Annotated in this window: 12 protein-coding genes; 2 read left to right on the top strand and 10 right to left on the bottom strand. The window is 45.7% G+C overall.

Features of this window, described 5'->3' with window-relative positions; genetic code table 11:
• The first annotated feature begins 19 nt into the window (after window positions 1–19).
• Window positions 20–1,789 (top strand): beta-glucuronidase, encoded by a 1,770-nt coding sequence (uidA, locus tag FGI04_RS13940; RefSeq protein ID WP_407320990.1) that lies wholly within the window; start codon window positions 20–22, stop codon window positions 1,787–1,789.
• Between the two features lie 181 nt (window positions 1,790–1,970).
• Here the strand turns inward: uidA and FGI04_RS13935 are convergent, their stop codons facing one another.
• The gene (locus tag FGI04_RS13935) at window positions 1,971–2,819 is read right to left on the bottom strand and encodes a helix-turn-helix transcriptional regulator (protein WP_342699385.1); all 849 of its coding nucleotides are present in this window, start codon (window positions 2,817–2,819) and stop codon (window positions 1,971–1,973) included.
• A gap of 189 nt (window positions 2,820–3,008) precedes the next feature.
• Here FGI04_RS13935 and FGI04_RS13930 point away from each other — a divergent pair, with 189 nt between their 5' ends.
• Entirely contained in the window at window positions 3,009–3,590 is a 582-nt protein-coding gene (locus tag FGI04_RS13930) for a YbhB/YbcL family Raf kinase inhibitor-like protein (RefSeq protein ID WP_407273058.1), read from the top strand.
• A gap of 171 nt (window positions 3,591–3,761) precedes the next feature.
• On the opposite strand, the gene FGI04_RS13925 is transcribed toward FGI04_RS13930, so the two are convergent.
• Genes FGI04_RS13925 through FGI04_RS13885 form a run of 9 tightly spaced genes read right to left on the bottom strand, consistent with a single transcriptional unit; the run spans window position 3,762 to window position 13,037 of the window.
• A complete protein-coding gene (locus FGI04_RS13925) occupies window positions 3,762–4,550 on the bottom strand; it encodes an aspartyl/asparaginyl beta-hydroxylase domain-containing protein (RefSeq protein ID WP_407273059.1) in 789 nt (262 codons plus the stop codon).
• A gap of 13 nt (window positions 4,551–4,563) precedes the next feature.
• Window positions 4,564–5,124: a GNAT family N-acetyltransferase gene (locus FGI04_RS13920; RefSeq protein WP_407273060.1), complete on the bottom strand. Its 561-nt coding sequence runs from the start codon at window positions 5,122–5,124 to the stop codon at window positions 4,564–4,566.
• A 19-nt stretch (window positions 5,125–5,143) separates the two neighbouring features.
• Complete coding sequence (locus FGI04_RS13915; protein ID WP_407336885.1) at window positions 5,144–6,481, bottom strand: MFS transporter; 1,338 nt, start codon at window positions 6,479–6,481, stop codon at window positions 5,144–5,146.
• A gap of 2 nt (window positions 6,482–6,483) precedes the next feature.
• Window positions 6,484–7,152: a TfuA-like protein gene (locus FGI04_RS13910; RefSeq protein ID WP_407336884.1), complete on the bottom strand. Its 669-nt coding sequence runs from the start codon at window positions 7,150–7,152 to the stop codon at window positions 6,484–6,486.
• A 3-nt stretch (window positions 7,153–7,155) separates the two neighbouring features.
• Window positions 7,156–8,307 carry a YcaO-like family protein gene (locus tag FGI04_RS13905; RefSeq protein ID WP_342699391.1) on the bottom strand — a complete coding sequence of 384 codons (1,152 nt, stop codon included), beginning with the start codon at window positions 8,305–8,307 and terminating at the stop codon, window positions 7,156–7,158.
• Window positions 8,304–11,321, bottom strand: coding sequence for a carbamoyltransferase C-terminal domain-containing protein (locus tag FGI04_RS13900; protein WP_407336883.1), 3,018 nt, complete (start codon window positions 11,319–11,321; stop codon window positions 8,304–8,306). The genes FGI04_RS13905 and FGI04_RS13900 overlap by 4 nt, the downstream gene beginning before the upstream one ends.
• A gap of 38 nt (window positions 11,322–11,359) precedes the next feature.
• Complete coding sequence (locus FGI04_RS13895; protein ID WP_342699393.1) at window positions 11,360–12,193, bottom strand: multinuclear nonheme iron-dependent oxidase; 834 nt, start codon at window positions 12,191–12,193, stop codon at window positions 11,360–11,362.
• Window positions 12,190–12,774 carry a hypothetical protein gene (locus tag FGI04_RS13890; RefSeq protein WP_342699394.1) on the bottom strand — a complete coding sequence of 195 codons (585 nt, stop codon included), beginning with the start codon at window positions 12,772–12,774 and terminating at the stop codon, window positions 12,190–12,192. The genes FGI04_RS13895 and FGI04_RS13890 overlap by 4 nt, the downstream gene beginning before the upstream one ends.
• 2 nt (window positions 12,775–12,776) lie before the next feature.
• Window positions 12,777–13,037, bottom strand: a complete 261-nt coding sequence (locus FGI04_RS13885) for a ubiquitin family protein (protein WP_407336882.1) — start codon at window positions 13,035–13,037, stop codon at window positions 12,777–12,779.
• Window positions 13,038–13,044: the final 7 nt, after the last annotated feature.

The following is a 13,044-nucleotide window of genomic DNA, read 5'->3' as shown; positions in this document are numbered from 1 at the left end:
GCCACCAGAAGGAATCGCAATGTTAAAACCAATAGAGTCAGAATCCCGAGAATATAAACTGCTCGATGGTCTGTGGGCGTTTAAAGTTGATAGTGACAGACAAGGATACACGCAAACATGGTGGAAAGCGCCTCTTGAGGGTGGGCGTAAGATTGCTGTTCCCGCAAGTTATAACGATCAATTTTCCGATGAGAGTGTGCGTAACCATGTTGGTGATGTGTGGTACCAGACGGAAATATATATACCGAAGGGGTGGAATCAGCAACGTATAGTACTGCGTTTCGATGCTGTGACGCATCGCGGCACAGTATGGCTGGATGATGAGCAAATTATGTGTCATCAGGGGGGATATACACCTTTCGAAACGGATATTAGCGCCCTGATCGGTTCGAAACGGACTGTACGTATTACGGTATGTGTGAATAATGAACTGTCATGGCATACGATCCCACCAGGGGTTGTCGTGGAAGAACATAACGTGCGTAAGCAGCACTACTTTCATGATTTCTTTAATTATTCCGGTATTCATCGGCATGTATGGCTGTATACCACGCCACAACAGTTTATCCGTGACATCACGGTTAATACACATTTCCTGGATGATGTCAGTAAAGGCTATGTGCAGTACCACATTGATGCGCCCGGTGCGGTGATCTGTCAGTTGATGGACAGAGAAGGAACCATCGTTGCGCAAAGCGAAGGGACTCAAGGGCGACTTGAGGTGGCTCACCCCATACTCTGGCAACCAGGGAAGGCTTTTCTATATCGGTTGAAAGTGATAGCAGGGGATGACTGTTACGAACTTCCCGTTGGTATTCGCTCGGTTCGTGTGGATGGAGACCGTTTTTTAATCAATAACCAGCCCTTTTATTTCACCGGATTTGGTCGGCATGAAGATGCCGATTTCCGTGGTAAAGGGTTTGATAATGTTCTGCTGGTACATGACCATGCACTCATGACGTGGGTGGGTGCTAATTCTTACCGAACCGCTCATTATCCTTATGCCGAAGAAATGCTGGATTGGGCTGATGAACATGGCATTGTGGTGATAAATGAAACCCCAGCAGTAGGATTTAACGTTTCATTGCCGATGATCCGTAATTTTACGCGGCCAGAAAAACTCTTTTGTTCTGAAGCCATCAATGAGGTAACTCAGCAGGCACATCTCGATGCTATACACGAATTAATATCCCGGGATAAAAATCATCCATCGGTGGTTATGTGGAGTATCGCCAATGAGCCAGATGCGCGTGAACCGGCCAGTCGGGATTATTTCTTGCCCCTTGTTCAGGCAACAAAGGAACGGGATCCTACTCGTCCGATTTGCTGTGTTAACATCACCAAATCCTCATTGCAGGAAGATCAAATCAGCGATCTGTTTGATGTACTGTGCCTGAATCGCTATTACGGCTGGTATGAGAATCCGGCTGATCTGGTGGCTGCAGAGAAAACGCTGGAAAGCGAACTTATTGCCTGGCATGAGCATCATAAAAAACCCATTATTATCACTGAATATGGTACCGATACGCTGTCAGGGCTGCATTCGGTATATAACGAAATGTGGTCTGAGGAATATCAATGTGCATTTCTTGAAATGTATCACGGCGTATTTGATCGGCTGCCATTTGTAGTGGGTGAGCATGTATGGAATTTTGCTGACTTCGCTACTTCGCAAGGCATCATTCGTGTAGGCGGAAATAAAAAAGGGGTTTTTACACGAGACAGAAAACCGAAATCCGCAGCCTTTTTACTAAAAAAACGCTGGACGAAAATGTCGTCGAGGCCGTAGTACGTATCAGGTCATGTAAAAATCCACCTCTTCGAGAGGTGGATTTTTACTTATAACACCGACTATTCGTTAATACTGTACGGGCGTTGAAGGTGCTGATCGTCAATACATCGATCAACGCCAGTGCGTGGTGCACCTAATATTGCTGTGGAGATAGTAACGTATAAGATATCAGAACTCATCATCTGCGTAATGCCGAGGGCACGATGCCGAAGCGGCGGCGGAAAGCTGCGGTGAATTTGCTGTGAGATTCGTAACCGACATCAAGGGCGATGGCGGCAACCGAGCGTTCGGATGACTGCAATAACACCATGGCTGTTTCCAACCGGGTTTCCCGCACGCAGCGGGTAATGGTGTTGTCCTCCTGCGCCAGTCGGCGGTTTAAGGTGCTGATGGTGGTGGAGAGCGCTTGGGCTACCCGACCCGCTGACCAGTCGTCATACGGGCGTTGTGCCACCAGCCGACGCACGCGCTCACTCCAGTTCATTGTCCCTGGCGGGGCCAGGACCACACCGGCGTGTTCCGCCAGTAGCAACAACACCTCCAACATTCTGTGTTCACTTAGCGTGGCTGAACTGCCTGTATCACGTAGTGCATCGACCGTGCGTAAAAACGCGGTCTTGATAGCAACGTTATCCGCCACCCTGGCGACTCGGCGTAGTGGTTCCAGCGCGGCAAATTGACCGAAAGACTGGTAAAAGCGCGCTATCGTCTCGGGTTGCAGGTTGAGGATCTGTGCCACATAGCGCCCTTGTGGTGCCGGGTCGTTGACAACATCCCATTGGGTGCCACGCGGCAATATAAATATTTCTCCAGGTGCAAAATCACTGCGGCCTTCCGGTGCCAGCAACTGCTTGGTGCCAGAAACGACTAGCCCAATCAGGTCAGCACGAATGACCACGGTACGTAATGCGTATTGGCTGCGGGCAACAATCTGATGCAAAAGCAGCGGGCTGGCAGCAACGTGGTGGGGGATAGACTCGACGGGATTCGTCAGGGACAGGGCAGCATGATGGTGGGTTAGTGTCATCCCGTATCGTTATCCGTGGTGAAAATGGAGCAGAGATTGCACGAACCGGAACAACGGGAGCAAGGGCGGTTCGCTACTATTGGTATCACAGTTTTAGTCTGTGTGCTGACACTCATCGTCGAGACGTCGCCACTTGGAAAAAGCGGTGAGTGACGGCCCAAGCCTACCATGAATAACAGGAGTATCAATATGAAAACCGGTTTGCGGATGCCCCGTTCCTGCGTTTCGTTATTTGCTGGTGCCATCATGACTGCTGCCGCAGCCCATGCGGATACGCTGACGTTGTCCAGCCCGGCAATTGCGCCGAACAGTACGCTGCCCGCCAGCTTTGAATTTAACGGTTTTGGCTGCAGCGGGCAGAACCAGTCCCCTGCGCTGAACTGGCATGGCGCACCGGCAGGTACCCAGAGTTTTGCCGTCACTGTCTATGACCCGGATGCACCGACAGGGTCTGGCTGGTGGCACTGGATGGTTATCAATATTCCCGCGAATGTAAACAGCCTTGCCACTAATGCAGGCGAGATTGGCGGTAAGCACTTGCCAACCGGCGCTAGCCAGGTGCGTATTGACTACGGGGTGGCGGCATGGGGTGGGGTCTGCCCGCCAGCGGGTGACAAACCGCATCGGTATATTTTTACCGTCTACGCTCTGAAAGCCAAAACGCTGGAGGTGCCTAAAGACGCGAATCCGGCACTCGGTGGCTTTATGATTAACGCCAATACGCTCGCCAAAGCCAGTTTCACGGCTTACTACGGCCGTGCGGCGCAATAATTGCCATCCATCTTTCCCCGTCAGAAGGCGGGGATACTTCTTTGCTGATAAACCCGTGGTACGAGGTTTGGAAAAGGAGTAGGGCAATCCATTCTTTGACGATAATCGCCGCTCACTGCTCAAACCATTTACCCTGAGAGGCGGTGGTTGTCTCGTTTGCCGCCCGGTGTATTATTGAGCGGAATCGCTGATTTTTGCCAGAACCGGACCTAATAATCTAATACCATGTACTTCTGCGTCAGTAAGTTCAGGATGTAAAAAATTAATCAATAGAATATCCCGGTCTTCATCTGCATGGTTGTAGACGTGATGGAGAAAACTATGATCGAAGAAAATGGATTTTCCCTCTTCCCAACGACGCTCCTCTCCTGCAACAATAAGCCCACAGTCCTCGGGAATATTAATGCCAAAGTGGCAAGTTATTTGCGCATTAGTCCAGTCATAATGTTCAGGAAGCCAGGCGCCGCTTTTTAGTCTCATAAAAGTGACCTCTCCACGCCATGGAAAGAGACTATCTTCAATCTTATCGATTAATTTTTTCAAATGAGGAAAGTGAATTATTTTTTCACTGAACTCTCCACGACTCCAGAGCGAAATGGATGACCAGTCTTTCTCTGAGAGATTCTTGAACAAATTACTGGAGGAATATACCTTAAGCTGATCAGTCGCAGCTGTGAACTCCTCTTTAATTGCCTGAAAATTTTCGGCTAATAGCCTGGCTATTGACGTGGTTTTTTCACTTGCACTCTCGTCAATCCATGGCCCATTACTCAGTCCGGGAAAAAACAGTAGGCGCGGTTTTTGTAATGGGTGCAATGGCTTATGGTGGGATTCGCCCAACATACCGGCCATAAAATCTGATAGTCGCTCTGTTGAGCTAAGTCCATAGATGTCGGATACCTTTGCCACTATCTCAGAAAAGGATTTTCTGAGATAGTGGCTTAATTCACGCTTATCCATGTTGTTTATCCTTCTATTTTTCAGCGGTTATGTATGAGTTCAAAACATGATCTTGCCACTTGCCATTTATTTTTAAGTAGGATTTTGCGAATCCTTCTCTCTCGAACCCCAGTCTTGCCAATATATTCTGGCTGCGTATATTATCGGGCAGGTGATTTGCCATAATACGATGCAAACCATAATTTTCATGGACATAGGCGATGGCACTTTGTAGCGCTTCACGCATCAACCCTTTACCCTGGTAGGATTTATCGATTGAGAAGCCTAAATAACCCGCCTGAAATACACCATAAACAAAGTTAGTGAAATTAATACTCCCAATGATTTCGTCTTCGCCTTTAACCGTGAACACAAGCAGCAGGCATTTTTGGGCTTTGAAATCAGGTTGAGAGTCAATAATACGTTGCCTGATATTCTCAAGTGAGAAGTAATCTTCTGTACGCAATGGCTCAAACGGTGCGAAATTTTCCCTATTTTCAATTAAGAATCGTTGAAGCTGTTCGGAAAAGCCCTCAGTAAGACGGTATACATCAGTTCTGGCTGTAGAGAATAGCTTGACTTTTTCTGTACTCATGTTTTTTTCCGATAAAATGTTAGTTAGATGGCTGCAACTCAGAAGCATCAGGCTCATCTAGTGGTACTATTTTTAGCGATAGTGCAAAAACCCCGCCAATTAAAGCAATCGCGAGAATTTCTATCAAAACATTTTGTGCGGGTTCCGCACCAATACCGATAAATGTTAAATAGACAGAGTAAGCCCCGTATAACACAATGACTGAGCTCATTACCAGACTAAGCGTAAATGCGCGAATTTCTTCAGGAAGACGAGCCAGTAAGTTACTGATTGCCACGTCTTGTCCCATTGTTACGCAGGCGCGGAAAAATAAAACGTATAAGATGAGTGAAAATATTCCATCCACATGTATATAAAGTAGGTAGCAACCAGCAGATAATAAAGCCAGGCTACCAAAAGATAATATAACCAGGGTTTTATCATTGAACTTCGCTGCGGCACGAGGGACAATGATTCCTTTAACATAATGAGCGGCATCAAAAGAGGCAATAAATAAGAATAATGGAATTAGATAGATAATGCTGATGTCCATGATGTTATACTCCCTGAACTCTGCTACCATCAGATAAGTATGAACATGCACCATTGAGAAATTAAGCAAAACAATTATCAATGATATCTTTATTAACATGATTAATTGTTCGCGACTCATGGTCTTGAGATGGGAAATAAATGTCTTAAGTGTGTTCTTATTACTTGATTTTGTCTGTTGAGACTGGCTATTCGATTCTTTTGTTTTATTTTTCTGTGGGTAACGCCATAACCAGATACCTAAAATTATAAACATAATTGTCGGGATGAATAGCATCGCTTCTGCATATCCGATAGTACGATACATGATAAGTAAAATGAGAAGGAAGATAATTGGGACAATAGATACAATTTCCTTACCGTAGCGTTGAGAAAGCAGAAGCGCTTTGGTGCGTAGACCACTTTCCTCGCCGTGTTTAATTATTTGGCTATCTATCATATCTTGCAGCATGGCCTGATAGGCTCCTGAAATCAGACTCATGCCGATAGCACTGAGAAACGAGCTGAGGATCAACAGAGATATCTGTAAGCTGGCGTCGTGAGTGCTTGTCAGAGAGAAAAATAGCGTGAGTAGTGCAGAGGCAGTAAAATAGCTACCCAGCGCAACACTTCTAAAATGCCCTAGCTTATCGGCGAGTAAGCCTGAGGGAATTTCAAGAAGAATGGATGAATAGAATGCGATAGAAACGCGTAGTGATACTGCAGAATTAAACATCCCCCCTAACGCACCCACCAAGAGATGGCTTAACTGATTTGATGTCGATTGCATCGCACGGAAGGTACTATCCAGATAACCGATGCCTTTTAACCAATGACTATTCTTCATTTTTATTGCTCACGTCTTGCCAGATAAAATTGAGTTAGGTAGCTAATAGCGAGTTGCGCATCATGTTTCTTAGGATGCAAAGCATTATCATGAAATAATGACCTTAATTCACTTTCCATGAGCTGTGGCGAAAAAGAGCGAATGACTTCTATGACCTGATCGATATAACGCTCATACCAACTAATAGCACGGATTTTTGCCAGAATGAGCCGGGCAGTCAGTGATGAGAACTTTTTTTGCATCACGAGATAGCGAGTAATATGGTCTATATGCACCCATGAAAGTGTTATTTCTTCATAACTCCCGGAATGATAGCGTACTGCCACATCAGCATCAGAGTGGTAATACCCCATAATATAGCCATGAAAAATTTTCCCTACGCCTACCATCCCTGAGTTATAGCAATCAGCCGCACGCAGTGCCCCCATACTGGAGCAACCCAGCAATAATCCACCTGCCTGAATAAACTCCAGGCACTCAACCACTGTTACAGACATTTTAGTGCCGAATAAACCATCAGCGATTAATACCGGGCGACCACTGCCTGCCAATACCGCTAATTCCCCACCCTGGATCGGTGGGCGATACTCAATAGCATCATCATGTTTTTTAATTGCTGAAACTGACGGGCCCCCAAATACGATCGGTTTCCGTTTTGGTGAAAAAAGCATAAATTACCCCACTCGGCCTGGATTCACATGCCAGTCATAGAGGCCAGGAATAATGGCTTTAACTGTATGAAAAGGCAGGTCGTTTAGCGATAAATCCACAATGTAAACATCGTCTAACCCTTGCTTTTTGAGAGCGTCAGTAAGAAATTGCGTCGCTACTGCCAGGTTGGCGGGAGGGTGTTCTGATGGTGGCATCGTGGCACCATCATAGTGCTTGTGGAATAACGTCTTCAATTTGCTAAATTTAGATGTATCAAACAGAGACTGAGAACGGTACTTCTTCTCCTGCCGATTTAAGTCTTCACGTGATGCCTGCAATGCTACGACTAACCCCTGAACCGCTTCCATCATCGCGGCATCCAGCGCGTCAGACTCTGTAAAACCTGAGGCAGAACCCGCAATCATAAATTTTGGCCCCATACTGACGGGGTCATACAGCGCCACATAGTAAGTTGGCAGAGGGCCGTGTATACGCAGCGCGAAGCTTTCGTACCCTTTATTGCTAAGGTTTTCCCACAGTGTCATGGTTGATTGTCTGGAAATGGTCGAGAGATCAACAAAGTCAGCACATATCTGGGACAGGCAGTTTTTATAAAACAAGGATGTCGTATTACGCTCAATTGATTCCATGATCGCAAAACAGATGGCCTCTTCCTGACTTCCTCCGCAGGCCAGTCCGGATGTATGAGCCTGTATATTAGAGTGAGGCTTGTCAGGGCCATGATATGGAAATTGAACCTCAATAGCAGGGATAAGCCGTTCACGGCCCGTACGATACTCGTACCCTTTTATCCATTGCTCAATGGCGCACCCTGGCGTAAAACCTAATTGCTGTAGTGTTTTTTTATCATCCGCGGTTGCCTGATGGTGAAAAATAGCGTGCTCACACCAGCAAGCACAGTACCTTTCATACGCTTCCATCAATGCGCTGCAGGTTGCCGCGGTTAAGCTACGACCTTTACCTTGTGTGGACGAGATCTGACCTTTTTTTATCTCAGTTCTCACTGCATTAACGATAGATACTCCGGGAAGATTAATGAACTCGCCAACTGACGTTAGTCTTGAAATACCTAAACGTTTACGCAATGGTAGCGCAAGCGCTAATACTTCTTTTTCGGTATAACGTCTTAAACCGGGATGGGCTGCTGTCTTCAACAATCATTCCTCCCAGTTAAAAAATCATGGGCAAGGTTCAGACACTTCAATTGAATATATTTATTTATCTGTTTTCTGACCGTTAAAGGAAGGTCGGCATAGATTTTCTGTGCATCAACCAAACTATGGGTTCTGACTAACTCTGTTAGTGAATGATAAAGTTGGGCGCTAATTAACTGTGACTTCCCTTGATAGTCATGAGTAAGCCAGTACTTTATTTCGTTTTTCTCCAGTGCACTGTGTAGCTTGCAGCCTGGGCTAAGACGTAACAATCCTTGCAGGCTTGTTTCATCTAATCCCCACTGGCGAAGTTCAACGATATGGTCGCCAAATACGACGGCATCGATATGTGTTGAAAGCAACATCTCTATTGCTTGCTGTGGTTCTTCAACGATGGGCTGCCCACGCACATTGAATGAAGTATTGAGTAAAACGGGAAAACCAGAGAGTTTGCCAAAAGCATTCAACAATGTATGGATTTCGCTATTGTCATACTCTGAGACTGTTTGTACCCGTGCCGTACCGTCAACATGGGTGACAGCCGCGAGTTTGTCCCGGTATGCTTGCTTCACTGGCAGCACTTCGAGCATATATTTATGTTCACCATCCCCTTCAAAATAATGGCTAAGGTGTTCAGCGGCGACCATCGGAGCAAAAGGGCGAAAGTCTTCACGGAATTTCACCCATTTGTTAATGAATTTCCAGGTATCGATAGAACATGGGCTTGCCAGTAATGAACGAGCGCCGAGGGCGCGTGGACCAAATTCAGAACCTTTACTACAGGAGAAATACCCAATGATTTGTCCGGCGTTTAATCGCTCCGCTAGTTCGGCAGTGTCAATCGGCGTAATGGTTATTCTGTCGGCAAAGCGGTTTGTGGCAAAGGCAATGTCCCGGTAATGGTACACTTTACCCAGATAGTCGTGGCTAAAAGCATCGTTCAGGATTCTTCCATGCCTTTTATAATAAGCGGCACTGGCAGCTCCGATTGAAATACCGGCATCATGCTGTGCCGGGAATAGATAGAAGTTTTTTAATTTAAGGTGATGACGGACTTTGAAATTGACAACGGAATTTAAGGCTATTCCACCCGTCATGACCAACGGTGTGCTATTTGTAATCTGGTAGCGTTCAAGGCGAGAAAATATGCCTTTTTCCAACACAGCCTGTACCGATGCGGCCAGGTTGGCATAATCCATAGGATTAGATTTCTTTTCAGTGAATTTTTGCTTCCACGAATAGCCATATGAGATGCCCGAAGGTGTTTCAATAGCGATTTCATCGGCATACTCAGGGATGCCATACGGTGCTAATCCCATCAATTTACCGGAGGCTTGCCAGGAGTTAAAGACGAACTGGCTGACCGATGCATAGGCTTCTCCAAGGGAAAAACTGCCATTTCTTATATTAAACGATGGACTGTATTCCCTATTGACCAACCGATAACCCTGCTGATCAAAAGCATAGTGCGATATGACATGTAACTGTGGCTTAATGCCGTTTAGACCAGCATTGAGATATGCGGCAAACTCTTCGCCGCTGCACAGAAGATCGTCGCAGCCCACGACGGTGCCACCTGAACCATCAACGACCAAGGCATTACCTTGGTCGAATCCTGAACCAGACCAGGCTGCAAAGGCATGGCATAGATGATGACTGGCAAATACCGCGTTGGCAGAGAATGGATCAAACAGCGTGAAATCAGCTGCATGGACTGGCTGATTAAGACCGATATATTCAGGTGTTGCAGACTGGATATTATAGGCAAAACAATTCACATCGTGATAAGTCAAACCAGCCGCTGAAAGGCAGTAATCGACAGCAAGGGTACTATCGAGAATGCTTCTGCCATCATGTTTAATCCGTGTCAGGCGCTCTAGCTGAATACCGTAACGAATTTTACCGTTGATCATCAGGCATGCTGATGCATCATGGCTGGCGGAAATGCCGACAATCACATCATCATCAGGTCTAATGAGGGGAACTGAGGATGTGATGTCTGCGGTGATGCTCGCTTGAGAAGCAACGGTGATCCGGTCAAACAGTCCGACGGCCTGAAGACATAGTGTCTGTTCGTTGGTACGACTTAGTGTATCGGGTGAAATGAGCAGTGTTCCGTTTTCTCCGACAATCTTCTGCCCATCGATGATTACCGTCAGTTGGGTGGTGCGCGCGATGCTTCCCTGAAAACTGGCGACCAGACCGATTTTTGCTCCGGCGTTTGCCTGGGGCAACGTGAGTCTGAGTTCTATTTGCGTCGATCTCTCCACATTCACATGCCAGCACTGCGGCATTAGTTGCGAAAGTGGCTCATTTGCAAATAAGTACAACCCCTGATAGCTCTCACTGAGGGATATCATACCGGCGTGCAACGCGAGGCGATCGTGTGGGCTGCCCGATTTTATAAGGCTGTCGCGCAGATTGGCTGCCAGGCCCGCGAGGTAAACAACAGCAGCAGACGTTCCTTTTACCGAGTCTGTCTCGCCCGTGTGATTTCGCGTCGGGTAGTCAAACTCTCTGACGATAAATTCTATATTGCCAGTACCGACGGGCGTTTTCCCGGGGATCGTATTGTTTGTTAACAACAGGGCGACACCAATCACCTCTGGTGAAGAACCAGGAAAGCGCTGACGCTCAAAATCATGGCCTACTGATGCCAGGATGTAAGGCTTTTCAGCACTGTCGGAAAAATTAGACAAGGTTGCATGCAGTGAATGAGAAAATTCAGTTTCAGCGGAAGAATACGCGTGAGCTTCAATATGGCAGTGTCCAAATTGCTTAGCGGCACGATTTCTTACGTTATCGTAACCTTGGGTGAAAGCATCAAGGTAGCTGGCAGAAATAATACGGGAAAAATCCTCCCCGGAATAAGAAAAAAGATGACTGGTTAATAAACTGGCGATTTTGACGGTGTGAGGATTTAATATCTCTTTATTCGATACTTCAGCCAATCGTGCGATTTCATTTCTTATTGCACTATCAAATAGAAGGATATTCGTATTGTTAATGTCCATACATTGCCTCATCAACCAGTGTTGTTATATTTTTAAAGTCAAAATGAAGGGGTGAAATTCATTCTTTGACAGGAGTTTTCTATATTTGCTAAATCGGACACGATAACTTCAGATGAGATGCCTACGCCTAATTCATAGGTGACGGCCTTAAGGTTGCTACACTTTTCCAGTGCCTGTTCTAGCAGTGGGAAAACACCATCAACAATTTTTTCTGAGTGCGTGTCACGATACCGCCAGTGATGCGTGGGGTGGACGCTGCCACCGGCAATATGAATTTCATTGACAGCAGGAAGTGGAAGGCTATTCAGAACATCTTCCGGTTTCAGACCACAATAGATGGCATAAGAAAATACATGACTGATATCAAGAACGACACCACACCGGGTAGCATCAACCAATCGATGAAAGAACTCACCTAGCGTCATATCACCCGCCGCAATACTGAAAGAGGGAATTTCAGCACTGAATGGAATGCTGGAGACTTGCTGGATGCGATTGACCCCATCGATTGCCATGGTGAGGACTGGCTCACAAAGTACCGGCGCTGCGAAGTAGGGGAGGTTATAAGGACCAATGTTCCAGATACCAATATCCTCCAGACACCACGCAGCATTCAGCGCGTTACTGATGTCATTCTGATGTTCTAATACATCAGGCCGTAATCCATCAATGCCAGCAGGCTCCATACCTGAAAAATGGTGAATGATGGGATAATCGATAAAGCTCTGACGGAATGCTTTGGCGACAGTTATATCTGGAATTGCGACAACAGATAGATGGCTAATACCCTTTTGAGATAATAGCAATAGCTCACTTAATTTATGACCATAGCTATGGGTATAATCAATACCTAATCCTACCAGCGAGCTCATGCTGTCTCCTTAAGTGAAATGGCTACCTTCCCATTTTCATTGTGCAAGCGTAAACACGCCGTTTTATTCGCGAACGTGATATCTGAAAGATGATCTGCTTTGTTCAATGATGATAATGAAAAATATTTATCGAGAATGATTTCTTCAGTTGTGGATTTTCCTGAAATATGATTTATTTCCGATTGCCATGGTGAGTTTTTAGAGTTTGTTGATATACCAGAGTAAATTCCATCAATCAGGAATATCATCTTCTCTTCTTCAGTCAAGTCGGATTTTTCGACCACAAATGAACAAAAGCTTTCGATAAGGGTTCGGCTATTCCAGTTCCAGAAACTGTCAGACTCACAATAGGCTCTTACCAGAGAAAGAAACTGTTCTTTGCTAAAAAAACGTGGGGAAAAATGCATGTCTGAATATAGTACCGTTCGCAAGTTCCGTTGCCTTGCTGCCCGTTCAACGAGCAGCCTTTCGCTATCCATGGTTTGAGCAAGATATTGATATTCTTTATCTGCATCCTTTATTCGGTAGCGGTCACTGTATAGCATTGATACATAGGCTTTCTGTAGCTTTTTGGCGTCCAAGGTTAACCTCCCGAAATAGCTATTTCGAATGTCAAATGATCGCCATCGGTTAGGACTGGATTACTATCAACTGACATTGTGCTGTTAATGAAAAGGGTAATGAAAGGTTTTAACTTGCAGATTTCACCTTTCTCAATGGCTATTAATTTGAATGCTTCTGGATGTATATTCCTGATTTCAAGCAAAACTTCATTAATGCTTTTGGCTTCTGTTTCTATCTTGCTCGTGATTTTTAATGATTCGGGCAGTGATATCTCAATCATTGTTATG

The organism is Dickeya ananatis (assembly GCF_019464615.1).
Lineage (GTDB): Bacteria > Pseudomonadota > Gammaproteobacteria > Enterobacterales > Enterobacteriaceae > Dickeya > Dickeya oryzae.
Note: the sequence above shows the minus strand (reverse complement) of the source record. Positions and strands in the feature narration are given on the sequence as shown.

Coding starts and splice junctions, on each gene's coding strand:
- FGI04_RS13885 (WP_407336882.1), bottom strand. CDS start 13,037: ATGATTGAGATATCACTGCCCGAATCATTAAAAATCACGAGCAAGATA.
- FGI04_RS13925 (WP_407273059.1), bottom strand. CDS start 4,550: ATGGATAAGCGTGAATTAAGCCACTATCTCAGAAAATCCTTTTCTGAG.
- uidA (WP_407320990.1), top strand. CDS start 20: ATGTTAAAACCAATAGAGTCAGAATCCCGAGAATATAAACTGCTCGAT.
- FGI04_RS13935 (WP_342699385.1), bottom strand. CDS start 2,819: ATGACACTAACCCACCATCATGCTGCCCTGTCCCTGACGAATCCCGTC.
- FGI04_RS13910 (WP_407336884.1), bottom strand. CDS start 7,152: ATGCTTTTTTCACCAAAACGGAAACCGATCGTATTTGGGGGCCCGTCA.
- FGI04_RS13895 (WP_342699393.1), bottom strand. CDS start 12,193: ATGAGCTCGCTGGTAGGATTAGGTATTGATTATACCCATAGCTATGGT.
- FGI04_RS13915 (WP_407336885.1), bottom strand. CDS start 6,481: ATGAAGAATAGTCATTGGTTAAAAGGCATCGGTTATCTGGATAGTACC.
- FGI04_RS13900 (WP_407336883.1), bottom strand. CDS start 11,321: ATGGACATTAACAATACGAATATCCTTCTATTTGATAGTGCAATAAGA.
- FGI04_RS13920 (WP_407273060.1), bottom strand. CDS start 5,124: ATGAGTACAGAAAAAGTCAAGCTATTCTCTACAGCCAGAACTGATGTA.
- FGI04_RS13930 (WP_407273058.1), top strand. CDS start 3,009: ATGAAAACCGGTTTGCGGATGCCCCGTTCCTGCGTTTCGTTATTTGCT.